At 57.6% G+C, this 26,989-nt stretch carries 23 protein-coding genes and 1 other RNA gene; 12 read left to right on the top strand and 12 right to left on the bottom strand.

The genetic code is table 11. The features are described 5' to 3' along the window. The first annotated feature begins 15 nt into the window (after window positions 1–15). The 5 genes from E0L20_RS13590 (at window position 16) to selO (ending at window position 4,373) form a co-directional block, all read left to right on the top strand. Complete coding sequence (locus E0L20_RS13590) at window positions 16–567, top strand: glutathione peroxidase (protein WP_131634396.1); 552 nt, start codon at window positions 16–18, stop codon at window positions 565–567. Further along, window positions 567–1,322: a vitamin B12 ABC transporter ATP-binding protein BtuD gene (gene btuD / locus E0L20_RS13595; protein ID WP_131634397.1), complete on the top strand. Its 756-nt coding sequence runs from the start codon at window positions 567–569 to the stop codon at window positions 1,320–1,322. Before E0L20_RS13590 ends, btuD begins: the two co-directional genes overlap by 1 nt. Window positions 1,323–1,396: 74 nt before the next feature. Next, the gene (locus E0L20_RS13600; RefSeq protein WP_131634398.1) at window positions 1,397–1,861 is read left to right on the top strand and encodes a C40 family peptidase; all 465 of its coding nucleotides are present in this window, start codon (window positions 1,397–1,399) and stop codon (window positions 1,859–1,861) included. A gap of 294 nt (window positions 1,862–2,155) precedes the next feature. Next, window positions 2,156–2,866, top strand: a complete 711-nt coding sequence (locus E0L20_RS13605) for an EAL domain-containing protein (protein ID WP_131634399.1) — start codon at window positions 2,156–2,158, stop codon at window positions 2,864–2,866. Between the two features lie 64 nt (window positions 2,867–2,930). Then, window positions 2,931–4,373: a protein adenylyltransferase SelO gene (selO, locus tag E0L20_RS13610; protein ID WP_131634400.1), complete on the top strand. Its 1,443-nt coding sequence runs from the start codon at window positions 2,931–2,933 to the stop codon at window positions 4,371–4,373. Here the strand turns inward: selO and E0L20_RS13615 are convergent. The 8 genes from E0L20_RS13615 to ppsR form a co-directional block, all read right to left on the bottom strand. Beyond that, on the bottom strand, window positions 4,370–5,149 hold the full coding sequence (locus tag E0L20_RS13615) for a heme ABC transporter ATP-binding protein (protein ID WP_131634401.1): 780 nt from the start codon (window positions 5,147–5,149) through the stop codon (window positions 4,370–4,372). The genes selO and E0L20_RS13615 overlap by 4 nt on opposite strands. After that, window positions 5,142–6,134 carry a FecCD family ABC transporter permease gene (locus E0L20_RS13620; protein ID WP_131634402.1) on the bottom strand — a complete coding sequence of 331 codons (993 nt, stop codon included), beginning with the start codon at window positions 6,132–6,134 and terminating at the stop codon, window positions 5,142–5,144. Before E0L20_RS13620 ends, E0L20_RS13615 begins: the two co-directional genes overlap by 8 nt. Next, entirely contained in the window at window positions 6,134–6,955 is an 822-nt protein-coding gene (locus E0L20_RS13625) for a heme/hemin ABC transporter substrate-binding protein (protein WP_131634403.1), read from the bottom strand. The genes E0L20_RS13620 and E0L20_RS13625 overlap by 1 nt, the downstream gene beginning before the upstream one ends. Continuing rightward, window positions 6,952–7,980: a hemin-degrading factor gene (locus E0L20_RS13630; RefSeq protein ID WP_131634404.1), complete on the bottom strand. Its 1,029-nt coding sequence runs from the start codon at window positions 7,978–7,980 to the stop codon at window positions 6,952–6,954. Before E0L20_RS13630 ends, E0L20_RS13625 begins: the two co-directional genes overlap by 4 nt. Before the next feature lie 35 nt (window positions 7,981–8,015). Further along, window positions 8,016–10,001 (bottom strand): TonB-dependent hemoglobin/transferrin/lactoferrin family receptor, encoded by a 1,986-nt coding sequence (locus tag E0L20_RS13635; protein WP_131634405.1) that lies wholly within the window; start codon window positions 9,999–10,001, stop codon window positions 8,016–8,018. Window positions 10,002–10,073: 72 nt separating this feature from the next. Next, the gene (gene hemP, locus E0L20_RS13640) at window positions 10,074–10,262 is read right to left on the bottom strand and encodes a hemin uptake protein HemP (RefSeq protein WP_131634406.1); all 189 of its coding nucleotides are present in this window, start codon (window positions 10,260–10,262) and stop codon (window positions 10,074–10,076) included. Window positions 10,263–10,479: 217 nt separating this feature from the next. After that, window positions 10,480–11,526 carry a 3-deoxy-7-phosphoheptulonate synthase AroH gene (aroH, locus tag E0L20_RS13645; RefSeq protein WP_131634407.1) on the bottom strand — a complete coding sequence of 349 codons (1,047 nt, stop codon included), beginning with the start codon at window positions 11,524–11,526 and terminating at the stop codon, window positions 10,480–10,482. Between the two features lie 152 nt (window positions 11,527–11,678). Next, window positions 11,679–12,512 (bottom strand): posphoenolpyruvate synthetase regulatory kinase/phosphorylase PpsR, encoded by an 834-nt coding sequence (gene ppsR / locus E0L20_RS13650; RefSeq protein ID WP_131634408.1) that lies wholly within the window; start codon window positions 12,510–12,512, stop codon window positions 11,679–11,681. A gap of 335 nt (window positions 12,513–12,847) precedes the next feature. Here ppsR and ppsA point away from each other — a divergent pair, with 335 nt between their 5' ends. From ppsA to E0L20_RS13665, 3 genes are all read left to right on the top strand, one after another. Beyond that, entirely contained in the window at window positions 12,848–15,226 is a 2,379-nt protein-coding gene (gene ppsA / locus E0L20_RS13655) for a phosphoenolpyruvate synthase (RefSeq protein WP_131634409.1), read from the top strand. A gap of 232 nt (window positions 15,227–15,458) precedes the next feature. Next, window positions 15,459–16,859: an MFS transporter gene (locus E0L20_RS13660; RefSeq protein ID WP_131634410.1), complete on the top strand. Its 1,401-nt coding sequence runs from the start codon at window positions 15,459–15,461 to the stop codon at window positions 16,857–16,859. Window positions 16,860–16,862: 3 nt separating this feature from the next. Then, the gene (locus tag E0L20_RS13665) at window positions 16,863–19,238 is read left to right on the top strand and encodes a glycoside hydrolase family 3 N-terminal domain-containing protein (protein WP_131634411.1); all 2,376 of its coding nucleotides are present in this window, start codon (window positions 16,863–16,865) and stop codon (window positions 19,236–19,238) included. A 5-nt stretch (window positions 19,239–19,243) separates the two neighbouring features. On the opposite strand, the gene rprA is transcribed toward E0L20_RS13665, so the two are convergent. Both rprA and ydiK read right to left on the bottom strand, forming a co-directional pair. Then, window positions 19,244–19,351, bottom strand: an RNA gene (rprA, locus tag E0L20_RS13670) — antisense sRNA RprA. Window positions 19,352–19,558: 207 nt separating this feature from the next. Then, window positions 19,559–20,674: an AI-2E family transporter YdiK gene (gene ydiK, locus E0L20_RS13675; RefSeq protein ID WP_131634412.1), complete on the bottom strand. Its 1,116-nt coding sequence runs from the start codon at window positions 20,672–20,674 to the stop codon at window positions 19,559–19,561. A gap of 199 nt (window positions 20,675–20,873) precedes the next feature. Between ydiK and ydiJ the strand changes: the two genes are divergently transcribed. The 3 genes from ydiJ (at window position 20,874) to E0L20_RS13690 (ending at window position 24,617) form a co-directional block, all read left to right on the top strand. After that, window positions 20,874–23,930 carry a D-2-hydroxyglutarate dehydrogenase YdiJ gene (gene ydiJ / locus E0L20_RS13680; protein ID WP_131634413.1) on the top strand — a complete coding sequence of 1,019 codons (3,057 nt, stop codon included), beginning with the start codon at window positions 20,874–20,876 and terminating at the stop codon, window positions 23,928–23,930. Beyond that, window positions 23,927–24,337 carry a 1,4-dihydroxy-2-naphthoyl-CoA hydrolase gene (gene menI, locus E0L20_RS13685; protein ID WP_131634414.1) on the top strand — a complete coding sequence of 137 codons (411 nt, stop codon included), beginning with the start codon at window positions 23,927–23,929 and terminating at the stop codon, window positions 24,335–24,337. Before ydiJ ends, menI begins: the two co-directional genes overlap by 4 nt. 85 nt (window positions 24,338–24,422) lie before the next feature. Then, a complete protein-coding gene (locus E0L20_RS13690) occupies window positions 24,423–24,617 on the top strand; it encodes a YdiH family protein (RefSeq protein WP_131634415.1) in 195 nt (64 codons plus the stop codon). A gap of 46 nt (window positions 24,618–24,663) precedes the next feature. On the opposite strand, the gene E0L20_RS13695 is transcribed toward E0L20_RS13690, so the two are convergent. Continuing rightward, on the bottom strand, window positions 24,664–25,293 hold the full coding sequence (locus E0L20_RS13695; protein WP_131634416.1) for a helix-turn-helix domain-containing protein: 630 nt from the start codon (window positions 25,291–25,293) through the stop codon (window positions 24,664–24,666). Window positions 25,294–25,360: 67 nt separating this feature from the next. Next, on the bottom strand, window positions 25,361–26,020 hold the full coding sequence (locus E0L20_RS13700; protein ID WP_131634417.1) for a winged helix-turn-helix transcriptional regulator: 660 nt from the start codon (window positions 26,018–26,020) through the stop codon (window positions 25,361–25,363). Between the two features lie 413 nt (window positions 26,021–26,433). Here E0L20_RS13700 and E0L20_RS13705 point away from each other — a divergent pair, with 413 nt between their 5' ends. Further along, a complete protein-coding gene (locus E0L20_RS13705) occupies window positions 26,434–26,964 on the top strand; it encodes a fimbrial protein (RefSeq protein ID WP_131634519.1) in 531 nt (176 codons plus the stop codon). Window positions 26,965–26,989 lie beyond the last annotated feature (25 nt).

The raw sequence follows: 26,989 nt of genomic DNA on the forward strand, positions 1-26,989 counted from the left end.
ACCTGAGGGAATGCTATGCAGACCGATATTCTGAATACCGAAGTGACCACCATTGACGGCGAGAAGACCACGCTGGAAGGCTATAAGGGCAACGTGCTGCTCATCGTGAACGTGGCGTCGAAATGTGGCCTGACGCCGCAGTACGAGCAGCTGGAGAACATCCAGAAGGCGTGGGAAAAAGACGGTTTTACCGTGCTGGGCTTCCCGTGCAACCAGTTCCTGGGCCAGGAGCCGGGCAGTGACGAAGAGATCAAAACGTTCTGCAGCACCACCTACGGCGTGACGTTCCCGATGTTCAGCAAAATCGACGTTAATGGCGACGATCGCCATCCGCTGTATGCGAAACTCGTTGCCGCCGCGCCTACCGCCGTTGCGCCAGAAGGGAGCGGCTTCTACGAGCGCATGGCAAGCAAAGGACGTGCTCCGCTCTATCCGGACGATATTTTGTGGAACTTTGAAAAATTCCTGATTGGGCGTGACGGGCAGGTCGTCCAGCGTTTTTCGCCGGATATGACTCCTGAAGATCCAATCGTTATGGAGTCAATCAAGCTGGCGCTGGCGAAATAATGACCGTGCTGATGCAGCTCACGGACGTCGCCGAGAAGGGGCGTCTTGAGCCGGTAACGGGTGCGATTGGCCCCGGCGAAATAGTGCATCTTGTAGGGCCAAATGGTGCGGGGAAAAGTACGCTGCTTGCCCGCATGGCGGGCCTGACAGCCGGGCAGGGGGAGGTTGTTTTGTTGGATCACGCCCTTACCGACTGGTCACCCGTATCGCTGGCACACCGGCGCGGTTATTTGGTGCAACAGCAGGTGCCGCCTTTTGCGATGCCCGTCTGGCACTACCTGACGCTGCATCTTCACGATAAAAAAGACGCGGTGCTGCTTAAGGACGTGGCCGCCGCGTTGGGTCTGGAAGACAAGCTCTCGCGACCCGCCGGCCAGCTCTCCGGCGGTGAATGGCAGCGCGTGCGCCTGGCGGCGGTCATTCTTCAGATCCATCCGGCAGGCAATCCGCACGGGCGCCTGCTGCTTCTGGATGAACCGATGAGCGGTCTGGATGTCGCCCAGCAGGCGGCACTTGATGCCTTGTTAAGCTCGCTGGCGCATCGCGGGATTGCGGTGGTGATGAGCAGCCACGACCTGAATCATACGCTGCGTCATGCGCACAAGGTCTGGCTTCTGGCGAGCGGAAAGCTGATTGCCAGCGGCGCGCGCGACGATGTCCTCACGCCGCAAAATCTGGCCCGCGCCTACAAAATGTCCTTCCGCAGGCTGGATATTGAGGGGCATAAGATGCTGATCTCTACGCTGGTGGACTAAGCGTTTCTTGCCTGCGAGCACAATTGCACGCTAAATTACGAAAAGAACAATAAAAGCAGAGGATTCGTCTGAAAATGCGATTCTGGTTTCTCCTGGCGGCAACGCTATTTCTTGCGGGATGCAGTAGCCATCGTGCGCCGCCGCCTAACGCGCGGCTTTCGGATTCGATAACCGTCATTGCGAGCCTGAACGATCAGCTCAGCAACTGGCGCGGAACGCCGTATCGCTATGGCGGCATGAGCCGCGGCGGTGTGGATTGCTCCGGTTTTGTCCTCATGACGTTTCGCGATAAGTTTGATTTACAGCTACCTCGCGAGACGCGCAGGCAGGCAGAAATTGGCACCGAGATCGACAAAGATGATTTACTCCCCGGTGACCTGGTCTTTTTCAAAACGGGCTCCGGCGAAAGCGGTCTCCACGTCGGCATTTATGATACGGATAACCAGTTTATACATGCCTCGACCAGCCGTGGGGTGATGCGTTCTTCGCTGGATAATGTTTACTGGCGTAAAAATTTCTGGCAGGCCCGACGTATATAGTTCGCCTCTGAAAAATCTCTTGCGACGGCATGGTGACGAATAAACCATGCCGTTTTTTCGGAATAAAGATGATTAAAGTTAAATTTTTGGCGAATGAGTTATGTCTATATGTGTCTGATTTATCTAAAACTGGCTATTATTCAATAACCAGGATAAGATTAATTTAGATTCAGGGATAAATCTGAAAATTAATACGGAAAGAATGAAATTAATCTTATTAAAATCAATACAGTGGAATTGTGCCTGCAATTGCTCCAGGATGTTCTCTCTCATCTTTAAAGCGAGCCGAGTGCAATGATTATAACGCTAGATAATGCTTACCAGTCTGAACTTATGCTTCAGCCTGCACGTAATAGTGCTGGTGAGCTTAAAGGTTTGGAAGTTATAGCGAACTTTTCTGGCGTTGGCACGGCTGTAAGGATCCCCACTGAACTGGTTATCCCGCGAATGACACCGGCTGAAGAGCTGGCGCTGTTTAACGAAAAACTGCAATTGCTTGATTCCTGCAAACTGTTCTTTATTCAGCATCAGTTAATTGCGTGGATCAATATTTCACCTGTCATTGTTGAGTTTTTATTATCAGACGAGAACGCTGTTTCATTACTCGACCGCTACCCGTTCCTTGAGTTTACTGTTAATGAGAACTATCCAGGTTTAAATAACGGAAAGGACGATTTGCAGCTGGCGAGAATGGCAATCCATTTCCCGCTGGTGCTGGCCAACTTTGGCGCGGGTGCTGCATCGTTGAAAGCGATTTATGACGGTTTATTTAAACGCGTCATACTTGATAGAGGCTTTATCCAGCAGCGGGCCGCTGAACTTTCTTTCGAACCCTTCATGCGGGCAATCCTGTGGCAAATAACGCCGCACTGCCAGTCGGTGATGGTTTCCGGAATCGATGACCACGGCATATTGCAGCACGTGCTGCCTTTTAACTTTGGCGCCATGCAGGGAACGCTCTGGCCGGTTGTCTCGGCCGAGCAGGTCACTACCCTGGTTCAGTGATAACCCTTGTCTTCGCCCGTGTTTAAGATCGGGTAAACCCTCTACACTAAAAGCAGGAGGACCTATGACCCTGTCTTTTACCGCTCACTGGCACGACGAGTTGCCTGGTTTTTACACTGCACTTAAGCCAACACCACTACAAAATTCCCGTCTCATCTGGCACAACGCACCGCTGGCGGACGAGCTGGCGATCCCTGACGCGTTGTTCCATCCTTCGGAGGGCGCGGGCGTCTGGGGAGGCGAAACCCTCCTTCCAGGCATGCAGCCTCTTGCGCAGGTCTACAGCGGACACCAGTTTGGCGTCTGGGCGGGGCAGTTGGGCGATGGCCGGGGTATCCTGCTCGGCGAGCAGCAGCTTCCCAACGGCGAAACGCGTGACTGGCATCTTAAAGGGGCTGGTCTGACGCCGTATTCACGCATGGGCGATGGTCGCGCGGTGCTCCGTTCAACGATCCGCGAATGCCTGGCGTCTGAAGCGATGCACGCCCTGGGGATCCCCACTACGCGCGCGCTGTCGATTGTGACCAGCGATACGCCGGTTGCCCGCGAAACGATGGAAACGGGTGCGATGCTGATGCGTGTTGCGCAAAGCCATCTGCGCTTTGGGCATTTTGAGCACTTTTACTATCGCCGCGAGCCGGAGAAGGTGCGTCAGCTTGCCGACTATGCGATACGCCGCCACTGGCCGCACCTGCAGGATGAGGGCGATAGGTACATTCTCTGGTTCCGCGACGTTGTCGCCAGAACCGCCGCCACCATTGCCCGCTGGCAGACCGTCGGATTCGCCCACGGCGTCATGAACACTGACAACATGTCTATTCTGGGTCTGACCTTCGACTACGGCCCGTACGGCTTCCTGGACGATTACCAGCCGGGCTATATCTGTAACCATTCGGATTACCAGGGGCGATACAGCTTCGATAACCAGCCTGCCGTTGGCCTGTGGAACCTTCAGCGTCTTGCGCAAAGCCTGTCACCTTTTATTGACGTAGAGGGCCTTAACGACGCGCTCGACGGCTATCAGGAGGTCCTGCTGCGCGAGTATGGCGCGCTGATGCGTAATAAACTTGGGCTGCTGACCCAGGAGAAGGGCGATAATGAGCTGCTTAACGCGCTGTTCTCGCTGATGGCGCGGGAAGGCAGCGACTACACGCGCACCTTCCGGATGCTGAGCCTGGCCGAGCAGCACAGCGCCGCGTCGCCGCTGCGCGACGAGTTTATCGATCGACAGGGCTTTGACGAGTGGTTTGCGGCCTATCGCACGCGACTGCAGCACGAGCAGGTCGATGACGCCATTCGCCAGGCGAAAATGAAGGCGGCAAACCCCGCAATGGTATTGCGCAACTGGCTGGCACAGCGTGCGATCGAGCAGGCTGAACGGGGCGAGTATGACGAACTGCACCGGCTGCACGCGGCATTACGCACGCCGTTTGCCGATCGGGACGATGACTATGTCAGCCGCCCGCCTGACTGGGGCAAGCGGCTGGAGGTGAGCTGTTCAAGCTAAGGGGCAAGAAAAACCTGCGGCGCAGCGTGTACCGGATGGCTGCCGACGTGCACCTGAGCGCCATACCAGCGCGCCAGCGCGTCGGCCTGCAGAACCTGCTCCGGCGTACCCTGGGATACCATCCTGCCGTCGTGCAAGAGCAAGATACGATCTGCCCACAGCGCCGCCAGGTTGAGGTCGTGGAGCACCGCGCAGACGTGCAGTTCTCCCTGCCCGGTCAGCGTTTTTAACAGCCGCAGCAGGTGCTGCTGGTGGTAAAGATCCAGCGCGGAGGTCGGTTCGTCCAAAAACAGCCACCCGCGAGGCGCACCCTCAAACCAGAGCTGCGCCAGCGCGCGGGCAAGCTGGACGCGCTGCTGTTCGCCGCCGGAAAGCGCCGCAAAGGATCTGCCGGCCAGCGGCAGGCAGCCGGTGATGTGCATCACGTCCTTAATCACGGACGCTTCCGGGCTGCGCGTCCAGGGGGCCCGTCCCATACCGATAACCGCCTCCACCGGCCAGTCAAACCCAAGCTGCGTGCTCTGGCGCATCACCGCGCGCGTGCGCGAGAGCGTTACCGGGTCCCATGCATCAAGGGGCATCTGCCCCAGGAGGCATCGTCCGCGAACGGGCTTGAGATAGCCGGTGAGCAGCCGCAGTAAGGTGGATTTTCCGGCACCGTTGGGACCAATCAGCGCCACCAGCTCACCCTGAGACAGCGACAGGGAGACGTCGCGGATAATGGCGCGCTGGCCCGTATGAAAAACGATATTTTCCGCACTATAGCCTTCAGCCATGCTGCCCTCCACGACGAAAGATAAGCCACAGGAACCACGGCGCGCCGAGAATGCTGGTCAGCAGGCCCACGGGCATTTCCGCAGGCGCAACCAGCGTACGCGCCACCGTATCGGCCACCAGCAGCAGGAAGGCACCGGCCAGAACGGAGCCGGGGATCGTGGCGCGATGATCGGCGCCCAGCCACATGCGCATCAGGTGCGGCACCACGAGGCCAACGAACCCGATAACGCCGCTGACGGCCACCGCAGCGGCGACCAGCAAAGCACTGCACAACAGCAAGATACGCTGCACGGCCCCCACGTTCACGCCGAGGTAGTGCGCCTCCTCCTCGCCCAGCTGCAGCAAATTCAGCGTACTGGCAAGACGCCAGATAACCAGGACGGTTGGCACCATCAGCGAGGCGACGGCCAGCAGCGTAGACCACTGCGCCTGTCCGAGGCTTCCCATACCCCAGAGGGAAAGCTGACGCAGCTGGGCGTCGTTACTGACCCAGGAGAGCACGCCCACCGCCGCACCGCACAGGGCGTTAATGGCTATCCCCACCAGCAGCAGGCGCGACAGCGAACCGTCACGCTGCTGGCTGAGCAGGAAAATGATCACGGTAGCCGCCAGCGCGCCGAGAAACGCCGCAAGCATGGGCGCGTAGAGCATGACCAGGGCAGGGAGAGAGAGCGGGATGACGACCCAGAAGGCAACGGCCAGCGCCGCACCGCTGCTGATCCCGAGCAGGCCCGGGTCGGCAAGCGGGTTGCGAAACAGCCCCTGCATCACGCAACCGGCCAGCGCCAGGGAACCGCCGATAACCAGCGCCAGCAGCACGCGGGGCAGGCGAATAGTCAACCAGATCTGGCGCAGCGCCTCATCGTCGTGGCGCCAGAGCAGGCTGACCGGCAGGCGCAGCGCGCCAAAACCGGTCGCTGTTAACGTCATCACGGTGAGCAGGGCGGCCAGCACCCACAGGGAAAGGGTGACGCGCCGGGTCATCAGGGCAGCAGCTCCGCTTTGGCGCGCAGCTGCTGGATGGCCTTCGGCGTTCGCACGCTAAACCCCAGCAGCGCCATATCGTCAATCTCCAGCACCTGCCTGTTCCGCCCGGCCGGGGTTTGCGCCAGACCTGGCAGCTTCCAGAGATTATCCTCGCCACCCAGCGCCTTCACGCCGTCCTGCGAAATCACCACCAGGTCGGGCTGGCTGGCAATCACGCCTTCCTGCGAAAGCGGCTGAAAGCGGGTAAAGCCCTGCATGGCGTTCTGTAGCCCTGCCGCACGGATAGCGGCATCCGCGCCGGTCTGCTGTCCGGCGGCCATCGCGGTCATCCCGCCGTGGTTAAGGATAAACAGCACCCGCTTGTTCAGCGTCGAAGCGGGCAGTGCGGCCAGCTCCTCACGCAGCGTTTTGCGCAGGCGTTCCCCCTGCGCCTGCCGGTGCGTTGCTTCGGCTATCGCCCGGACCTTCTCGTCAATCACGTTCAGGTCGTTACTGCCGGGTACGGTAACCACCCTGACATGGCTTTGCTCAACCTGCCTGAGCGCCAGAGAAGGCTGCGCCTGAGCGCTCGCCAGCACCAGCGTGGGGCGCATGGATAAGATCCCTTCCGCATTGAGCTGGCGCAGATAGCCCACGTCAGGCAGGTCGTTCGCCGCCTGCGGCCACTGGCTGGTGCTGTCGCGGGCCACCAGCGAGGACGCCGCGCCGAGGGCGTAGACAATCTCCGTGACGTCGCCGCCGAGGGTAACGATTTTCTCTTGCGGCGCAGCAAGCGCCAGCAGGGGCAGGGCGCTAAGCAGGGCAAACCACCGTTTCATGCGGCCAGCCCTTTCGCCGTTAAGGCGTCAATCTGGCTGCGCCACTGGCTCTGCTCCGGTTCGCCTTCGGTACGCTGGCCGTACAACTGGGCGATTTGCGTACCGTCGGCGGCAAACAGCTCCAGGCTGGTGACATGCCCGTCAGCCGTCGGCTTGCGCGTGACCCACGTTTCCGCAATGGATCCTTCAAGCAGATGCAAGGTAAAGGTTGGGTTAAAGACGTTCAGCCAGCCTTTCATCGGCACCAGTTTTTCCACCGCGCCGGTGAAGATCTGCACGCAGCCGCGGTTGCCCACGAAGACCATTATTTCGTTGCCGTCCCGGCGCGCCGTTTCCAGCAGCTGCCCCAGCGCGCCGTTCTCAACTTTGCAGGCGAGGTCGTCGCCCACCAGACGGAACGCCTGCTGGCGGCTCAGGCTGTGGCGCTTCAACAGACTAAAGAACTGATGCACGTCGGTCATGGCGCGCCACTCTTTATCCACGGTATCTGCATCGGCATGTTCGGCGTGAGCCGGCGCTTCTGCTGCCTGCAGTGCCAGCGGCGGGTTATCGGCAAAGATAAAGCGCGTCAGGACATCGCCCCAGGCGGACACGTCGGTATTGTCGGTCGTGTAAACTTTCAGGATCGCATCGCCCTGGCGGTCGAAGAACTGAATGCTCTGACGCTCGCCGCGTGCGGTAGTTTCGCTGATGTGGAACACGCTCGCCCACTGGTTAAGGAACAGGCGCAGATCCAGCCCGCGCGGGTTCAGCACCAGGCCCGCGTGGCCGTTGAGGTGCTGATTGGCAAAGGTGCCTACCTGTTCGTGAACGGCGTATTCGTTCCGACAGATGCATTTGGTTTCACCCACGGCTTCCAGCGCGCTCAGGATGTCGCGAATTTCGCCGTGCAGACGCCACGCGTCGTGACCCACGCGCGCAAAGGTCAATTCCGCTTCGCTGATGTTCATTACGCCTGCAATGTCACGCGCGTACTTACCCGGGTTTTCTTCTTTTAGCTCAAGCCAGCGTGTGTAGTGATTCATTGTCCGATCCTTTTGAATAGTTGCCCCGTCGGGAATTACCATTGATAACTCACAAAAATCTTACCGTTACGGCCATCCTGCGGAATGCCCTGCGGTGACCAGTACTCTTTATCGAAGGCGTTGCCCAGCACCAGCGTGGTGGTCACCCCCTTGAGCTGCTCCTGGCCTTTATAGCTGACGTAGAAGTCATTGACCGCGTAGCCCGGCTGCTTGCTGTAGCTGCTGCTAATGTGCGTTGAACGATCGGCAAAGGTGCCGATCCAGCCCACGGAGAAGCCGCTTTGCGCTACCGGAATGTCCAGCTTGCTGGTCACGGTGTCCGGGTTAATGCTCGAGATATACTCGCCGGTGTCCGTATCTTTTCCACGCGTGCGGTTATAGGCCACGTCAAGGTTGAAGAGGTCGGCAGAGTATTTCGCCATCACGTCCCAGCCCCAGATTTTGGCGTTCGGGACGTTATAGGACATGGTGGTTGCCGCCGCAAAATCGACGGTGGTAGAGATGTAGTCTTTGGCTTTGGTATCAAAGTAGCTGGCCTTGAATTCCAGCGCGTCGTTGGCGAGCATCAGATCGTCAAAGCGCAGGCCAAAGCCGTACTCCTGGGTTTCGTTGGTTTCCGGACGCAGGTTCGGGTTTGGTACCCAGTAGTTAGTGTAGAAGCTGCCGATGGAGAAGTGTTTCGCGTCGTTGTACATTTCGCCCATCGTCGGCGCGCGGAAGGCCTGCGCGTAGGAGCCGAACAGCATCAGCCAGTCGGTTGGGCTGACGGTTAATCCGGCGCGAGAGGACCATTTATCGGCATCCACATCATCGTAGCCGTCGCTGCTGCCGCGATAGTTATCGTAGCGCGTGCCGCCGAGGAGCGTGACGGGCAGATCGCGCAGGGTGATTTCATCCTGCAGCCAGCCGGAGCTGAAGTCGATTTTTGCGTCCGGGAAGCCGGTGGTCATACCGCTCGGGCTTTGTTCCTGACGGTAGTATTCGCCGCCGTAGGTCAGAAGGTGTGACGCAAAGGAGTCGCTAAACAGGCGGGTGCGGTTCTCTACCTTGCCGCCTTTGGTCGTCTGCTTGCGGAACTCACCGCTGCCGTCAACGTTCTGGGCGTTAATGCGCGCTTCGGACCAGTAGACTTTCGCATCGGCGTTCAGCCAGTCGTTCCCCTCGGGCGCAATTTTATAGCCGAGCTGCGCGTCGCGCTGAATGGTGGAGCGGTCGGTCATCGGGTTGCTGCTGTCGGACGCGTCCGTGGTTTGCGGATTTTTCGGTTCCTGCGCGTCGTTATTGTAGTAGCGCAGGGAGCCGCTCAGCGTCTGGGCCGGATCGAGCTTCCAGCTGCCCTTTGCCAGCATATTGTTGATGGATTCGTCGTTAGGCGCGCTGGCTCCGTCGCTCTGGCGGATATCCCCGCGATCCCGGCTGGACCAGGAGACAACGCCGTCCAGGGTATCGGTACGGCCAAAGGCGCTGGCGCCCATACCGATGCTGCGATCGCCCGTTGCGCCGGTACCAAATACCCGGTAGCCGCTGTTTTTGCCCGGCTCCAGCAGGTCTTTTGCATCGGCGGTGTCGTAAGCGATCACGCCGCCGAGCGCGCCGCTGCCGTAGAGCAGGGCGGACGGCCCGCGCACCACTTCGATACGTTTGATCAGCGCCGGGTCGAGGAAGGTGCTGTTGAGGTGCCCGGTGTCGGTTCCCTGACGTACGCCGTCGACCAGTACCAGCACGCCGCGGCGGTCGTAACCGCGCAGGTTAACGTCCTGGCCGTTGGTGCGGCCTGTTCCATCCAGCGTCAGGCCCGGCACTTTACGCAGCAGGTCGGCGGCCGAGCTGGCGGTCTGGTTTTCCGGGGCGGTGGCATCGATAACGCTCACCATCATCGGGGCTTCAAAGGCGCTGCGGGCGTTGCCCGTGGCGGTCACGGTAATATCATCTGCGGAAGCAAACGCGACTCCAGGTAGCGTACTGACAATCGCCAGCGCCAGAAGTGACGGGCGTAAAGACGCGGAATGCGGGTGTGGCATAGCAACTCTCCATTAAGAATCGAAAGCGCTGGCTGCCTGGGGAACACCTGGGTGGCTGGCGAATGTTTAGGTTTATTTTGTGAGGATCAGTTTTCCGGCATTTGTCTGGCGCAGCAGATAGTGCTGGCCGTCATGCTCGATAATGACCCGCCCCTCGTCGCCCAGCAGGCTCTTGCTGTCGATGCGACGATCGGTGTGAGCAGGGGAAGGCGCTGTGTGTGTTTTTGCTGGCGTTGCCGCGCTGTTATCCGTCGGTGACATAATGTTTATAAATAACAATCAATGTAACAATGATAATCATTATCAATAAACTGCAAATTGACGGCAAGCACTTTTGTGAAAAAAGGGTGACGGGATCAAATTTGTGGGTGAGGTGCGGTCTGATGCCCTCACCCCGACCCTCTCCCACAGGGAGAGGGAGAGGGGAGAAGGGCATCAATCGTAGGTCGGGTAAGCGCAGCGCCACCCGACAATAACATCAGAATCGCGTATCAACCGCAGCGGCCAGCTTCTCCAGCAGCAGCTCGCTGTCTTCCCAGCTCAGGCACGGATCGGTGATCGACTGGCCGTACACCAACGGCTGGCCGGCAACGATTTTCTGCGTGCCTTCCTTGATAAAGCTTTCCGCCATAATCCCCGCGACGGCGGTCGATCCGCTGCGGATCTGCTGGCAGATTTCATCGCACACGTCCAGCTGGCGGCGATGCTGTTTCTGGCAGTTGCCGTGGCTGAAATCCACCACCAGATGTTCCGGCAGGTCGAACTCGGCCAGCGTTTCGCAGGCTGCGGCAATATCATCCGCATGATAGTTCGGCTTTTTGCCGCCGCGCATAATGATATGTCCGTATGGGTTGCCGCTGGTCTGGTAGATGGTCATCTGGCCGGTTTTATCCGGGGAGAGGAACATATGGCTGGCGCGGGACGCGCGGATCGCGTCAACCGCGATGCGGGTGTTGCCGTCGGTGCCGTTTTTGAATCCAACCGGGCAGGAGAGGGCGGAGGCCATCTCGCGGTGGATCTGGCTTTCCGTGGTACGTGCGCCAATCGCGCCCCAGCCGATCAGGTCGGCGATAAACTGTCCGGTCACCATATCGAGAAACTCGGTCGCGGTCGGCACGCCCAGCTCGTTCACCTGCAGCAGCAGCTTGCGCGCCAGCTCGATACCGTGGTTCACGCGATAGCTGCCGTTGAGGTCAGGATCGGAAATCAGCCCCTTCCAGCCCACCACGGTGCGCGGCTTCTCAAAATAGGTACGCATTACGATCTCAAGGCGATCCTGATACTTTTCACGCATCCCCTGGAGGCGTTTTGCATAGTCCATCGCCGCATCCAGATCGTGGATAGAGCACGGGCCAATCACCACCAGAAGACGCTTGTCTTCACCGTTAAGGATTTTTTCAATACGACGGCGGGAGGCCGTCACGTGTTCCGCAACGCCTGCGGAAACGGGATGCCGCTGCGCCAGTTCAGCCGGGGTCACCAGGCTGTCAATGCGGGCTGTGCGGAGTTCGTCGGTTTTATTCATGGAATGTCTCAGAAATTTTTTGCTTCATCGGCAGACTACCGGGAAGTGATGGGCATCACCTTAAACCAATCCCTGCTGATTTCAAGTTCGGGGCAACGTTGCCCCGATGATGCTGCTGATGATAACCGAAACTGAATTAATGTACTAGCATATTAGTACATGCGACGATTCAGTCCCATGATGTCGAGGATTTTGGTGGCGATTTCTTCTACCGAATAGTTAGTGCTGTTCAGCCAGGGGATCTGGTTTTTACGGTACAGGGCCTCGACTTCTGAAACTTCCATGCGGCACTGGCGCATGGAGGCGTAGCGGCTGTTCTCGCGGCGTTCTTCGCGGATCGCGGCCAGGCGTTCAGGGTTGATAGTCAGACCGAAAAGCTTATGCTGCAGCGGCTTAAGGGCAGCGGGCAGAACCAGGTTATCCATATCGTCGGCAATGAAGGGGTAGTTTGCCGCCCGGATGCCAAACTGCATCGCCAGGTAGAGGCTGGTCGGGGTTTTACCGCAGCGCGACACGCCGAGCAAAATGACCTGCGCCTGGTCAAGGTTGCGCATCGAGATACCGTCATCGTGGGCGAGGGTGTAATCAATGGCGGCGATCCGCGCATCGTATTTGATCAGGTTACCGGGATTCAGCCCGTGGGTACGGTGGGCGATTGGGGTCGGGTCCAGCTTCAGTTCGCTCTGCAGCGGGGCCACCAGCGCCTGCACGATGTCCTGACAGAAGCCTTCACTTTGCAGAATAATGTTGCGAATTTCGGGAATAACGATGGAGTAGAACACGAGTGGGCGAATGCCGGTCTGCTGGTAAATGGCGTCAATCTGGTCCTTCACCGCTTTGGCACGGCTCTCGTTTTCGACAAACGGAAGCGTGATGCTGTTAATCGACACGGGGAATTGCGACATCACCGCGTGGCCCAGCACCTCGGCGGTAATCGCCGTCCCATCAGAAATATAAAAAACGTGGCGATCGACAGCATTATCCATTTTAACCATCCTGAATATCATACCTAATTGTCTGAAAGCATAAATTAAAAAAGTAAAAACCACAGCAAAGAACTTGTCCTAATTTAAAATGAAATGCTGTTTTTAATTTTACTGAAAAGTGGATTTCATTTTTCAAATAGCGGCTTTATTTCTGTGGTTTTTGATGGAATCTATAGGAATCATCGGGTTAGCGATTGTAGGGAAAGTGTCCGAAAAGTTGAAAATTTAAATTGCTTACACGATTCACCGTTTTTTTAGCGGAAGTAAATATGCCAGTATAAATACGTAGTCAGGTGTTTCTTACTCCGATCAAATATCACAAAAGGATTGTTTCGATGTCCAACAATGGCTCGTCACCGCTGGTGCTTTGGTATAACCAACTCGGCATGAATGATGTAGACAGAGTTGGGGGCAAAAATGCCTCCCTGGGTGAAATGATTACAAATCTGTCCGGTATGGGTGTCTCCGTACCGAACGGGTTTGCCACCACCGCCGATGCCTTTAACCTGTTTTTAGACCAGAGCGGCGTGAACCAGCGCATTTACGACCTGCTGGATAAAACGGATATTGATGACGTTACCGAGCTTGCCAAAGCCGGGTCGCAAATCCGCCAGTGGATTATCGACACACCTTTCCAGCCGGAACTGGAAAAAGCCATTCACGACGCGTACAACCAGCTCTCCGCTGACGACGCGCAGGCCTCCTTTGCCGTGCGTTCCTCTGCGACCGCAGAAGACATGCCGGACGCCTCGTTTGCCGGGCAGCAGGAAACCTTCCTGAACGTTCAGGGCTACGATGCCGTGCTGGTGGCGGTGAAGCACGTGTTTGCTTCCCTGTTTAACGACCGCGCCATCTCCTATCGCGTGCACCAGGGCTACGACCATCGCGGCGTGGCGCTGTCGGCGGGCGTGCAGCGCATGGTGCGCTCGGACGTGGGCTCATCCGGCGTGATGTTCTCCATTGATACCGAATCCGGCTTTGACCAGGTGGTGTTTATCACCTCCGCGTGGGGCCTGGGTGAGATGGTGGTGCAGGGTGCGGTAAACCCTGACGAATTCTACGTCCACAAGCCGACGCTGGCCGCTGGCCGTCCGTCGGTGGTGCGCCGCACCATGGGCTCGAAAAAAATCCGCATGATCTATGCCCCGACTCAGGAGCATGGCAAGCAGGTTAAGATTGAAGATGTGCCGCAGGAGCAGCGCGACCGCTTCTCCCTGACCGACGCCGAGGTGGAAGAGCTGGCGAAGCAGGCGGTGCAGATTGAAAAACACTATGGCCGTCCGATGGATATCGAATGGGCGAAAGACGGGAACACCGGCAAGCTGTTTATCGTGCAGGCGCGCCCGGAAACCGTCCGCTCTCGCGGTCAGGTAATGGAGCGCTATACGCTGCACGCGCAGGGCAAAATCGTGGCGGAAGGCCGCGCCATCGGCCACCGCATCGGTGCCGGGCCGGTGAAAGTGATCCACGACATCAGCGAGATGAACCGCATCGAGTCCGGCGACGTGCTGGTGACCGACATGACCGACCCGGACTGGGAGCCGATCATGAAGAAAGCCGCCGCTATCGTCACCAACCGCGGCGGCCGTACCTGTCACGCGGCGATCATCGCCCGCGAGCTGGGTATCCCGGCGGTAGTCGGCTGCGGCGACGCCACCGAGCGCATGAAGGACGGACAGAACGTGACCGTCTCCTGTGCGGAAGGCGATACCGGCTACGTGTATGCCGATATCCTCGACTTCAGCGTGAAAAGCTCCAGCGTGGACACCATGCCGGACCTGCCGCTGAAGATCATGATGAACGTCGGCAACCCGGACCGCGCGTTTGACTTCGCCTGCCTGCCGAACGAGGGCGTTGGCCTGGCGCGTCTGGAATTCATCATCAACCGCATGATTGGCGTTCACCCGCGCGCGCTGCTGGAGTTCGACGACCAGGACGCGAAGCTGCAAAACGAAATCCGCGAGATGATGAAGGGCTACGACTCGCCGAGAGAGTTCTACGTGGGCCGCCTGACCGAAGGGATCGCCACCCTCGGCGCAGCTTTCTACCCGAAACGCGTCATTGTGCGTCTGTCGGACTTTAAGTCCAACGAATACGCCAACCTGGTGGGCGGCGAGCGCTACGAGCCGGAAGAAGAGAACCCGATGCTGGGCTTCCGCGGGGCGGGACGCTACGTGTCTGAGAGCTTCCGCGACTGCTTCGCGCTGGAGTGCGACGCGGTGAAACGCGTGCGCAACGACATGGGGCTGACCAACGTGGAGATCATGATCCCGTTTGTCCGTACCGTGGACCAGGCAAAAGCGGTGGTAGACGAGCTGGCGCGTCAGGGGCTTAAGCGCGGCGAGAACGGGCTGAAGATCATCATGATGTGTGAGATCCCATCCAACGCACTGCTTGCCGACCAGTTCCTGGAACACTTCGACGGTTTCTCTATCGGCTCGAACGACATGACGCAGCTGGCGCTGGGCCTGGACCGCGACTCCGGCGTGGTCTCTGAGCTGTTCGATGAGCGCAACGAGGCGGTAAAAGCGCTGCTCTCCATGTCCATCCGCGCGGCGAAAAAGCAGGGCAAATACGTCGGGATCTGCGGTCAGGGTCCATCCGACCATGAGGACTTTGCGGCCTGGCTGATGGAGGAGGGAATTGACAGCCTCTCCCTGAACCCGGACACCGTGGTGCAAACCTGGCTGAGCCTGGCGGAACTGAATAAGTAACCGCGAATACTCAGTAAAAAGGCGAGGAATTATTCCTCGCCTTTTTTATTTCCCTGCGAATATGCTCCCCATCACAAATAAAGCAAAAAACCAAATATCATAATTTGTCTGTTAATTTAGACAATTGTTAGCGCGCAAACCGTTGCTAATACTTGAGCCTTACCGCGCATTACCCTACATGATGTGCGACTGGTTGAAATACGTTTTAACCTGATAAAAAGGCAAATAACAAATGACACTCTCCTCTGTTTTGCGTACCAAAGATAAAATAGGCTATGGCTTAGGCGATATGGCCAGCGCGCTGGTTTGGCAAACGGCAACGTTATTTCTTGCTTATTTTTATACGGACGTTTTCGGTTTGCCGGCGGCGATCATGGGCACCATGTTTTTAGTGGTGCGCGTGGTGGATGCCTTTGTTGATCCCTGTATCGGCGCGCTGGTGGATCGCACCCAGACGCGTCACGGCCGTTTTCGCCCCTGGCTGCTGTGGTTCGCCATTCCGTTTGGCGTAAGCTGCCTGATTACCTTCTACGTACCGGACGTCGGGCCGATGGCGAAAATCGTCTATGCTTGCGTGACCTACGCCATCTTAAGCCTGATTTACTCCGCAATTAACGTGCCTTACTGCGCCATGCCCGGCGCGCTGACGCTGGACCCGCGCGAGCGCCACTCGCTGCAGTCCTGGCGCTTTGGCCTGTCGTTCATCGGCGGATTGATCGTGACGGTGATTGCCCTGCCGCTGGTGTCGCATCTGGGGCAGGGAAACGTGCAGAAAGGCTACTTCTATGCCATGAACCTGATGGGGCTGCTGGGCATTGTTTTATTCTTCTGCTGCTTCTTTATGACCCGCGAGCGTTATTCTCCGCGTAATGACACCTCCGGCTCCATGCTCACCGATTTAAAACTGCTGGCCGGAAACAGCCAGTGGCGAATTGTGTTCCTGTTTAATATATTGCTGTTAACCGCCGTGGTGACGCGTGGCTCTGCAACCATGTATTACGTCAACTATGTGCTGCTGCGCCCGGAGCTGGTTTTTGCCTTTATTGTTTCAGGCATGGTGGCATCCCTGAGCGGGGCATTATTATCGGAACGCCTGCTCGGCAAATTTGACCGCGTGCGCGCCTATCAGTGGACGATTATTTCCTTTGTTATTTTCGGCGCGCTGATATTTTTCATTCCTCCTTCGCAGGTGTGGCTGATATTCGGCCTCAACATCGTTTTTAGCTTTATTCAAAACCTCACTACGCCGCTCCAGTGGACCATGTTCTCCGATGTGGTCGATTATGAAGAGCATCGCAGCGGCCGCCGTCTGGACGGTCTGGTCTTCTCGACCGCCCTGTTTGCCATCAAGTTTGGCCTGGCGCTGGGCGGGGCCGTTGTCGGCTGGGTGCTGGGAACGGTGGATTACGTCCCCGGGCAGGCAGCGCAGGCACCGCACGTGCTCTCGACCATCAACGCGCTCTTTACGCTTATCCCCTGTGCGCTTTTCCTCTGCATGGTGGCGCTGCTTTCCATCTACAAACTCAACAGTCGGCTGGTGGATGCCATCGCCCGGGAACTCGCGGGCAAGCGCGACGTGCGCCCCGACGCGGGGCAGCTCAGCCCGGCAACCCCTTCCGCAATACAGGAGTAAAACATGACGGCTATCTATAAGGACGCGGGACGTCCGGTACACGAGCGCGTCGCCGATCTGCTGGCGCGTATGACCCCGGAAGAGAAGTTTGCCCAAATGCACGCCTACTGGCTGATCCTCGATGAAAACGGCAACCATCGCGAGCGCAGCGATTTGAGCGATGAATTTGCGGGCGTGAGCGAGCAGGCGGCGCTCAGCGAGCGGCTGAAGCTGGGCGTCGGGCAAATCACCCGTCCGCTGGGCACCCATATTGTCGATGCCAGAACCGGCGTGCGTGCGGCCAACCGGCTGCAGCGCATGATGATGGAAGAGACGCGGCTCGGCATTCCGGCGCTGTTCCATGAGGAGTGCCTGGTGGGGCTGCTGTGCAAAGACGCCACGCTGTTCCCGTCATCGCTCAACTACGGCTCGACCTGGGACCCGGAACTGGTGCAGCGCGCGGCAGAGCAAATCGGCATAGAGGCGCGAACCGTGGGCTGCCAGCAGGGGCTGGCGCCGGTGCTGGACGTTTCCCGCGACGTGCGCTGGGGGCGTACCGAAGAGACCTTCGGGGAAGATCCCTGGCTGGTGGGCGTGATGGCGACCGCCTACGTGAAAGGCTTACAGGGCGAGAAACGCGACCTCCTAGCGACCCTCAAGCATTACGTGGGGCACTCGTTCAGCGAAGGGGCGCGCAACCACGCGCCGGTGCACCTCGGGTTTAGCGAATTGAACGACACCTTCCTGCTGCCGTTCGAGATGGCGGTGAAGCTGGCGAACGCCGGTTCGGTCATGCCCGCCTACCACGATATTGATAATCAGCCGGGGCACAGCGACAGCTTCCTGCTGACCACCGTCCTGCGCGAGCAGTGGGGCTTCGACGGGATCGTCGTGGCGGACTACGGCGGCGTCAGCCTGCTGCATCAGCACCATGGCATATCTCACGATGCGGCGGAATCTGCCGCGCTGGCCTTCAACGCCGGGCTGGACGTTGAGCTGCCGAAAGATGACTGCGCGCGCCATCTGGCGGAAGCGGTAGATCGCGAGCTGATGTCGATGGCGAAAGTGGATGAGATCGTGGCGCGCACGCTGACCGAAAAATTCCGTCTGGGGCTGTTTGAGAAGCCGTACGCGGATGAAAACGGTATCGATCTGCAAAACGCCATGACCCGTCAGGTCGCGCGGGAGGTGGCGACGAAATCCCTCACCCTGCTGGAAAACAACGGCATTTTACCCCTGGGCGGCAAACCGCGCGTGGCGGTGGTCGGCCCGACGGCTGACGATCCGCTTGCCTTGCTGAGCGGCTACAGCTTCCCGGTGCACCTGATCATCAGCGATATGGTGGAGGAGACCTCGCAGGTGACGACCCCGCGCGCGGCGCTGGAGCAGTATCTTGGCGCATCGCAGGTGCGTTACGCCAAAGGCTGCCACATTATCGAAAAGCGGATGGCGGGTGCGCCGGTCTTCCCGGGCGACAGCGGCGGTAAGCCCATGCAGCAGTCGCCGGTTTCACAAAGCACCGCGCTCATACCCGAGGCCGTAAACGCGGCGCAGGCGAGTGACGTGGTCGTCGCCTGCGTGGGCGATCTTGCCGGGCTGTTCCAGAGCGGTACCGTAGGGGAGGGGTCCGATACCGATTCCCTGAACCTGCCGGGCGTGCAGCAGCAGCTGCTGGAGGCGCTGGTGGCAACCGGCAAGCCGGTAATCGTGGTGATGACGGGCGGGCGCCCTTATAACCTTCAGGGTCTGGAAGATAAAGTCGCCGCGCTGATGATGGCCTGGGCGCCGGGGCAGGAAGGAGGCTGGGCGATTGCCGATGTGCTCACCGGACGCGCTGAGCCGCAGGGCAGGCTGGTGGTCAGCGTGCCCAAGAGCGCGGGCGCAATGCCGTTCTACTATAACCACAAGCTCAAAAGCGGCGGCACGCCGTTCGCGTTCCATTTCGGCGCGCGCTATCCGTTCGGTTTTGGCCTTGGCTGGACGACGTTTAGCTGGGGGGCGGCGAAAGCGGTGGCATCCAGCGTGCCGATCGACGGCGAGGTGACGCTGAGTGTGGACATCACTAATACCGGTGAACGCAGCGGCAGCGAGGTGGTGCAGGTTTACGTCAGGGATAAGGTCGCCACGCAGGTGCGGTCGCTTCAGGAGCTGAAGGCCTTCCAGCGCGTCACACTCTCGCCGGGTGAAACCGCAACGCTCACCTTTACGCTACCGGTGGATATGCTCAACTTTACCCGTCGCGACGGGAAACGCATTGTGGAGCCGGGCGAATTTGAGCTGCAGGTTGGCGCATCGTCGGCGGATATACGCGACGTGCTGACGGTGAAGGTGGCCGGGGAAACGCGGGTATTACCGGGTGAGTGGAAGATGGTGAGTCGCTGTGACGTGACGCGCGGATAAAAGGATAAAAAAAAAGCCCATCGTGGGAGATGGGCAAAGACTACACACAGCAATTCGTTGTTTCACTCAGGGGATTTCCATGCTTATAAATCAAGGTGTTGATTTATAACCGTGTCCTAATAGTAGGCATGTCGGCTTTTAGCGTCGATCAGATTCGTCTCAATAGTTAAAGAGACGTAAAGATTGATTGAGGTTAGCAGCGGACTTACTGCTGAAATGGCGGGTCTGACCAGTGAGTAATGAATAAATACGTTAGCAACATTTAAGTATTGTGCGAAATAATGTAGGCCGGGTAAGCGCAGCGCCACCCGGCACAAACATTACTGCTTGTTCTTGTCTTCCAGCTCTTCAAGCTCGCTCAGAATTACGTCCGGATCGGTTCCCGGCGGCGGCACTTCATGCACCCAGGCCGAGAAGAGACGCCATGTCACCGCGAGCAGCACCGGGCCAATAAACAGGCCGATCATCCCAAAGGCAATCAGCCCGCCGATAACGCCGGATAAAATCAGAATCAGCGGCAGATCGGCGCCCATGCGGATGAGGATAGGGCGAATCACGTTATCCATCGTGCCGACCACGCAGCTCCACACCAGCAGCACGGTGCCCCAGGTGGTATTCCCCGTCCAGTAAAGCCAGATGATGCAGGGAACCAGCACCAGCAGCGGCCCCAGCTGGGCAAGACAGGTCATCAGCATCACCACGGTAAAGACGGTCGCATAAGGCACGCCGGAAATCGCCAGACCAATACCGCCCAGTACCGCCTGCACCAGGGCTGTAACCACCACGCCAAGCGCAACCGCGCGCACCGCTTGCGCAGCCAGCAGTACCGCCGCGTCGCCGCGCTTGCCCGCCAGACGGGTGGCAAAATGACGAACCCCTAAAGCGACCTGCTCACCGCGCCAGTACAGCAGGGCGCTAAAGACCAGCATCAGCGCGCAGTGCATCATAAAGCGGCCAATATGCGCCGCCTGCCCGACAAACCAGGTGGTGGTGGTGCCGATATATGGACGCACTTTCGCCATCAATGCGCTGCCGCCCATCTCCAGCAGGCTATGCCAGCCGCTGTAGAGTTTTTCACCAACCAGCGGAATGCTGTTCAGCCAGGCGAGATCCGGCAGCGTCATTTCACCGCTGGTCACGGCGCGGATCACCGGGCCGCTGGAGTCGACAAGGCTGTTCACCAGCAGGGCAATCGGAATGATAAACAGCAGGAACAGCAGCAGCGTCATGACCAGCACGGCCAGGCCGCGACGGCCAAACAGCAATTTCTGCAGCCGTAATAACAGAGGCCAGGTTGCAACGACCACGGTAGCGGCCCACGCAAAACCGAGCACGAAAGGTTGAACAATCCACAGACACGCAATAATCATCAGTGCTAAAAACAGCACCGACAGCAAAATTTGCGCAACATCCCTGGGCTGACGAAGATTGACCATAAATGAAACTTTCCTTAAATGAACGCCAGCATGGCCGACGATAACGTAAACCGCTTTCCTCTAATCATTGGTGATTTCAGCGATTTTTGACAGGCGGATTTTGCCCGTAATTCTACGAAGCACATAAGAAAAAAATGTGATAAAACTTTCCAGACACAACGCAAACGATTTCACATTACTCTAATTAGGGTCGACAGTAATGATCCCACAGATTTCTCAGGCACCCGGCGTCGTCCAGCTGGTGCTTAATTTTTTGCAAGCACTGGAGCAACAGGGTTTTACAGGTGATACCGCCACGAACTATGCCGACAGGCTGACGATGGCGACCGATAACAGTATCTACCAGCTTCTTCCCGATGCCGTCGTTTTCCCTCGCTCAACGGCGGACGTGGCGCTGATTGCCCGTCTGGCCTCGCAGGAGCGCTTTGCTTCGCTGATCTTTACCCCGCGCGGCGGCGGCACCGGAACCAACGGGCAGGCGCTGAACCAGGGCATCATCATCGATATGTCTCGCTACATGAACCGCATCATTGAGATTAACCCTGAAGAGGGGTGGGTGCGGGTTGAAGCGGGCGTGATTAAGGATCAGCTTAACCAATACCTAAAGCCTTACGGCTATTTCTTTGCCCCGGAGCTGTCCACCAGCAACCGCGCCACGATTGGTGGAATGATCAACACCGATGCCTCCGGGCAGGGGTCGCTGGTCTACGGCAAAACCTCCGATCACGTCATGGGCGTGCGTGCCGTACTGCTGGGGGGCGATATTCTGGATACCCAGCCGATGCCGGTCGAGCTGGCCGAAACGCTGGGCAAAGAGAGCACGACAAGCGGGAGAATTTACCGCACGGTGCTGGAACGCTGTCGCGACAACCGCCAGCTGATCCTGGACAAATTCCCTAAGCTAAACCGCTTCCTGACCGGCTACGATCTGCGCCACGTCTTTAACGACGATCTTACCCGGTTTGATTTAACCCGCGTGCTGACCGGCTCTGAAGGGACGCTGGCGTTTATCACCGAAGCCCGTCTGGATATCATCCGGCTGCCGAAAGTGCGCCGTCTGGTGAACGTAAAGTACAACTCCTTCGATTCCGCGCTGCGCAATGCCCCGTTTATGGTGGAGGCGCGGGCGCTTTCGGTGGAAACCGTCGACTCTAAGGTGCTCAATCTGGCGCGGGAAGATATTGTCTGGCACTCCGTGAGCGAGCTGATTACCGACGTGCCGGATAAAGAGATGCTTGGCCTCAACATCGTGGAATTTGCCGGGGATGATGAGGCGCTGATCGAAAGCCAGGTGAACGCGCTCTGCCAGCGCCTGGACGAACTCATCGCGCAGGGCGAGGGCGGCGTCATTGGCTGGCAGCTGTGTAACGATCTATCCGGCATTGAGCGTATCTACGCGATGCGTAAAAAAGCGGTAGGACTGCTCGGCAACGCGAAGGGGGCGGCGAAGCCGATTCCGTTTGCCGAGGATACCTGCGTGCCGCCGGAACACCTTGCCGACTACATCGTTGAGTTTCGCGCGCTGCTGGACGGCCACGGCCTGAGCTACGGCATGTTCGGGCACGTCGATGCCGGGGTGCTGCACGTGCGCCCCGCGCTGGACATGTGCGACCCGCAGCAGGAGATCCTGATGAAGGCGATCTCCGACGACGTGGTGGCCCTGACGGCGAAATATGGCGGCCTGCTGTGGGGGGAGCACGGGAAAGGGTTCCGCGCGGAGTACAGCCCGGCGTTCTTCGGCGAGCAGCTTTTCGGCGAGTTGCGCAAGATTAAAGCGGCCTTCGACCCGGACAACCGGCTCAACCCGGGTAAAATTTGCCCGCCTGAGGGCGTCGATGCGCCGATGCTGCAGGTCGACGCCGTCAAGCGCGGGACCTACGACAGGCAAATCCCGATCGCGGTACGCTCCTCCTGGCGCGGCGCGATGGAGTGTAACGGCAACGGCCTGTGCTTCAACTTCGACGTGAAAAGCCCGATGTGCCCGTCGATGAAAATCACCAGCAACCGCATTCACTCGCCAAAAGGGCGCGCCACGCTGGTGCGCGAATGGCTGCGCCTGCTCGCCGATCGCGGAGTCGATCCGCTGAAGCTCGAGCAGGAACTGCCGGAAAAACGCGCCAGCCTGCGCTCGCTTATCGAACGCACCCGCAACAGCTGGCACGCGAACAAAGGCGAATACGATTTCTCGCACGAAGTGAAGGAGGCGATGTCCGGCTGCCTGGCCTGCAAAGCCTGTTCAACCCAGTGTCCGATCAAAATCGACGTGCCGGAATTCCGCTCGCGCTTCCTGCAGCTCTACCACACGCGCTATCTGCGCCCGATGCGCGACCATCTGGTGGCGACGGTGGAAAGCTACGCCCCGCTGATGGCGCGCGCGCCGAAGACCTTTAACTTCTTTATCAACCAGCCGCTGGTGCGCAAACTTTCCGAAAAACATATCGGCATGGTGGACCTTCCGCTGCTGTCGGTGCCGTCTCTGCAGCGCCAGCTGGTGGGGCATCGCTCTGCGAACATGACGCTGGAGCAGCTTGAGGCGTTAAGCCCTGAGCAAAAGGCGAAGGTGGTGCTGGTGGTACAGGACCCGTTCACCAGCTACTACGACGCGCAGGTGGTGGCCGATTTTGTCCGTCTGGCCGAAAAGCTGGATTATCAGCCGGTGGTGCTGCCGTTTTCACCCAATGGTAAGGCCCAGCACATTAAAGGGTTCCTGAACCGCTTTGCGAAAACCGCGCAGAAAACGTCTGACTTCCTGAATCGCGTGGCGCAGCTTGGGATACCGATGGTCGGCGTCGATCCGGCGCTGGTGCTGTGCTATCGCGATGAGTACAAGCAAACGCTGGGCGACAAACGCGGCGATTTCCACGTCATGCTGGTGCACGAGTGGCTGCCTGCTGCGCTGCAGGGCACGGCCTCCCGGGACGTCAGCGGCGAGCCGTGGTATCTGTTTGGCCATTGTACCGAGGTGACGGCGCTGCCGGGCGCGCCTGCGCAGTGGGCGGCGATTTTCGCTCGCTTCGGCGCGAAGCTTGAGAGCGTCAGCGTGGGCTGCTGCGGTATGGCGGGAACCTACGGGCATGAGGTCAAAAACCACGCCAGCTCGCTTGGCATATACGAGCTGTCGTGGCACCAGGCGATGCAGCGCCTGCCGCGCAGCCGCTGTCTGGCAACCGGCTACTCCTGCCGCAGCCAGGTGAAGCGCGTGGAAGGTAACGGCGTACGCCACCCATTACAGGCTTTACTGGAGATTATCGGATGATCTGGAAACGTGCAGTGACGCTTCAGGCGCTAAATGCCATGGGCGAAGGGAACATGGTAGGTTTGCTGGATATTCAGTTTACCCGCATTGGCGAGAACGAGCTGGAAGCGACAATGCCCGTCGATGGCCGTACCCATCAGCCGTTTGGTTTACTGCACGGCGGGGCCTCCGTCGTGCTGGCTGAAACGCTGGGTTCGGTGGCGGGCTATTTATGCACCGAAGGAGAGCACAAGGTAGTGGGCCTGGAGGTTAACGCCAACCACATTCGCTCGGTGCGCAGCGGGCGCGTGCGCGGCATTTGCCGCGCGCTTCACGCCGGAAGCCGCCATCAGGTGTGGCAGATCGATATTCTCGACGAGCAGGATCGCCTGTGCTGTTCGTCCAGGCTGACGACGGCGGTGGTGTAAAGTTTCCAGAAGTTTTGCCTTTGGTCAAAATCTAGCCAGTCTTCTGTGATATACTGGTCAGGTTTTGTACATAAGCGAGGACATCATGGATACTGAAATAACCCCAACGCAGCTGGCAATTGAATATATACGTCGCGATAAGAGCAACCTGTCTCCGGCGCAGTACCTGAAAAAGCTGAAACAGCTTGAGCTGGAATTTGCAGATTTGCTGGCGCTCTCTTCTAACGAACTGAAAGAAGAGATCTACTTTGCCTGGCGGTTGGGCGTTCACGTCCATTGAGTGTGGGTAAAAAGGCCGCGACTGCGGCCTTTTTTGTCTTTCGAATTCAGTATTTGGCAGGGAGTTTGTGGATCTTCATTAGCCGACCTTCTTCCATTTCAATAAATCCCCCCGTTTTTAAATCAGCCAGAATGCGCATGACGCCGCTGCGGGAAAGCTGAGTTTTATCACGGATGTAACGTTCCGCCGTCACGCTCTCTCTGTAAGCGTTGTCTTCATCCATCAGCTTTATAAGCTGCTGGCGGATCATCTCATACGCCGTGGGGGCACCCTGAGGCATCACGTTGTGGTAGAGCCGATTATAAACAAACATCAGCTGGTTCGAGAGAAGTCCCCACAGCGCTTTCTCTTTAATAATTTCCCCCACCTGCGCGGTGGTAAGCACGCCGATCACGCATGGGCTTACCGTCTTCAGGTAGTCGTTGAAGTAAATATCCGTCAGGTTCGCCAGGCCAAACAGGGCGGGGCTGCGCGCCGTTGAAAGCATCATATTGTCGCTGCGGCGATAAACGGCGATGGTCCCTTCCAGGATCAAATAGCAGAAACCCTGACCGTTAACCTGGAGATCCAGCTGTTCGCCACGGCCCATTTTGCGCGTTGTGCAATAAGGCTGTAGGTGTTGAATTAGCTCTTGTGCGTAGGGAGAACCACGGTGAGTTTTTTCTGAAGGGGACATAGCCGCTAACCATTGATAATGACCTGTCTAATTATAGCGTTACTCCTCGCCGCAGGCACGTTTGCTGTCAGTACTTTCGTGGCAGATGGTGGATGTCAAGCAGGACGCCACGTTCCATGGTGATGTACTTTCCGGTCCGCAGTTCGGCCAGAATCCGCATAATGCCGCTGCGTGAAAGATAGGTTCGGCTTTTGATATAGGCCGCCGCCGTAATATTTTGCCGAATCGCCTCCGGCTCCTGCATTAGCTCAACCAGCTGAAAACGGATGATGTCGTAGGCTGACATCTGCGATATCTGCGCACAATGCTCATATACCCGGGAAGCGGTGTATATCAGCAGCTTTGAAAAATGCTCCCAGAGATCCTGTTGCGAGACAATCTGATTGAAACGATCCAGTGAAACCCTGGCGATTTCTGAGGTTTCCAGCGCCCGGACATACAGATGCTCCGTAGAAAATTGACTGCTAACGCCAAGAATAAAAGGGGCTGATTCTGAGTTTAATACAATACCATCGCCACGGCGATGTAACGCCACGCTACCTTGTAAAAGTAAAAAACACTGGCGTATATCATCCTTATAATAATGCACGGCTTCCCCGCGACTGATAATCATTCTGTCCGCAGCAGGGAGTACGTCTTTCATCAGTGCTTCAATATGGGGAAAAGGCTTTAATTCAAGCACCGAAGAGTCATTATTGTTAAGGGGGGCGGTTAGACGCGTATTCATGTGATACCTCACTCCTGCTTACATGATCATTTTTTGATCTTCTGGCTGAATTATCTTGAAAATGAATGACTCAGGGAATGTTCCGGGCAGGTCTAAAAGTAGACTTATCCTCTGTTTTTATATAACTCATTGAATTAAGGGTTGTTGGTATTCAGGTCTAAAAATAGACTCATGGAGGTCGTGAATAAAAAGAGGGGGGCAATTTGTTGCATGTACGTTAAATTTGAGTCTACAGCTAGACCATGAAACAGGTTGTGTTCAATAAAATGATTATATAAATTTTAATCAGCCAGTAGGACCTTTAATTTAGTGAACCGTGAATAAAAGAATCATCGCGCATTCTTTTATGGTTTATCTGCTGCGTGAATTTCAATAATAAATAAAGTGATAGAGGAAACAGGAAAATGAAGAAAATGACAAAGAACATTATCGTTGCTCTGGTCGCAACCGCTTCTGCGCTAATGACGGGCAATGCTTTTGCCGCGGCAGGAACCGTTAATTTTAACGGCAATATTCTGGATACTGCCTGTGACGTGGACGTGGCTTCCCAGAACCAGGTTGTGGTATTGGGCGATTACAATAAAACAGAATTTCCAACAACAGGCGCAAGAACGGCGGCCACGAAGTTCGACATCGTGCTGAAAAACTGCCCGGTGACGGTGACGAATGCCAAAGTACGCTTTGACGGTACGCCTGACCTCTCCAACGCCAGCCTGCTGGCTATCGATACGTCCGTCGCAGGTGCGGCTACCGGCGTTGCCATCAACCTGATGACCGCAGATAAGGCAGACCTGCCGCTGCACGGAAGTAACAGCTACAGCTACGCCTTGAGCAGCACGGCTGACAATACGCTGAATTTTTATGCTCAGTATATTTCAACGGCGTCATCGGTGACTGCCGGTCCTGCTAACTCTGTTGCTAACTTCTCCGTTGTTTATAACTAAGTAATCAGCGCTCGCGCCTGCCCGC

Source organism: Enterobacter wuhouensis, assembly GCF_004331265.1.
GTDB lineage: Bacteria > Pseudomonadota > Gammaproteobacteria > Enterobacterales > Enterobacteriaceae > Enterobacter > Enterobacter wuhouensis.

Bases quoted from the DNA above. Each gene is read 5' to 3' on its own strand.
- E0L20_RS13590 (WP_131634396.1), top strand. From the start codon at position 16: ATGCAGACCGATATTCTGAATACCGAAGTGACCACCATTGACGGCGAG.
- btuD (WP_131634397.1), top strand. From the start codon at position 567: ATGACCGTGCTGATGCAGCTCACGGACGTCGCCGAGAAGGGGCGTCTT.
- E0L20_RS13600 (WP_131634398.1), top strand. From the start codon at position 1,397: ATGCGATTCTGGTTTCTCCTGGCGGCAACGCTATTTCTTGCGGGATGC.
- E0L20_RS13605 (WP_131634399.1), top strand. From the start codon at position 2,156: ATGATTATAACGCTAGATAATGCTTACCAGTCTGAACTTATGCTTCAG.
- selO (WP_131634400.1), top strand. From the start codon at position 2,931: ATGACCCTGTCTTTTACCGCTCACTGGCACGACGAGTTGCCTGGTTTT.
- E0L20_RS13615 (WP_131634401.1), bottom strand. From the start codon at position 5,149: ATGGCTGAAGGCTATAGTGCGGAAAATATCGTTTTTCATACGGGCCAG.
- E0L20_RS13620 (WP_131634402.1), bottom strand. From the start codon at position 6,134: ATGACCCGGCGCGTCACCCTTTCCCTGTGGGTGCTGGCCGCCCTGCTC.
- E0L20_RS13625 (WP_131634403.1), bottom strand. From the start codon at position 6,955: ATGAAACGGTGGTTTGCCCTGCTTAGCGCCCTGCCCCTGCTGGCGCTT.
- E0L20_RS13630 (WP_131634404.1), bottom strand. From the start codon at position 7,980: ATGAATCACTACACACGCTGGCTTGAGCTAAAAGAAGAAAACCCGGGT.
- E0L20_RS13635 (WP_131634405.1), bottom strand. From the start codon at position 10,001: ATGCCACACCCGCATTCCGCGTCTTTACGCCCGTCACTTCTGGCGCTG.
- hemP (WP_131634406.1), bottom strand. From the start codon at position 10,262: ATGTCACCGACGGATAACAGCGCGGCAACGCCAGCAAAAACACACACA.
- aroH (WP_131634407.1), bottom strand. From the start codon at position 11,526: ATGAATAAAACCGACGAACTCCGCACAGCCCGCATTGACAGCCTGGTG.
- ppsR (WP_131634408.1), bottom strand. From the start codon at position 12,512: ATGGATAATGCTGTCGATCGCCACGTTTTTTATATTTCTGATGGGACG.
- ppsA (WP_131634409.1), top strand. From the start codon at position 12,848: ATGTCCAACAATGGCTCGTCACCGCTGGTGCTTTGGTATAACCAACTC.
- E0L20_RS13660 (WP_131634410.1), top strand. From the start codon at position 15,459: ATGACACTCTCCTCTGTTTTGCGTACCAAAGATAAAATAGGCTATGGC.
- E0L20_RS13665 (WP_131634411.1), top strand. From the start codon at position 16,863: ATGACGGCTATCTATAAGGACGCGGGACGTCCGGTACACGAGCGCGTC.
- ydiK (WP_131634412.1), bottom strand. From the start codon at position 20,674: ATGGTCAATCTTCGTCAGCCCAGGGATGTTGCGCAAATTTTGCTGTCG.
- ydiJ (WP_131634413.1), top strand. From the start codon at position 20,874: ATGATCCCACAGATTTCTCAGGCACCCGGCGTCGTCCAGCTGGTGCTT.
- menI (WP_131634414.1), top strand. From the start codon at position 23,927: ATGATCTGGAAACGTGCAGTGACGCTTCAGGCGCTAAATGCCATGGGC.
- E0L20_RS13690 (WP_131634415.1), top strand. From the start codon at position 24,423: ATGGATACTGAAATAACCCCAACGCAGCTGGCAATTGAATATATACGT.
- E0L20_RS13695 (WP_131634416.1), bottom strand. From the start codon at position 25,293: ATGTCCCCTTCAGAAAAAACTCACCGTGGTTCTCCCTACGCACAAGAG.
- E0L20_RS13700 (WP_131634417.1), bottom strand. From the start codon at position 26,020: ATGAATACGCGTCTAACCGCCCCCCTTAACAATAATGACTCTTCGGTG.
- E0L20_RS13705 (WP_131634519.1), top strand. From the start codon at position 26,434: ATGACAAAGAACATTATCGTTGCTCTGGTCGCAACCGCTTCTGCGCTA.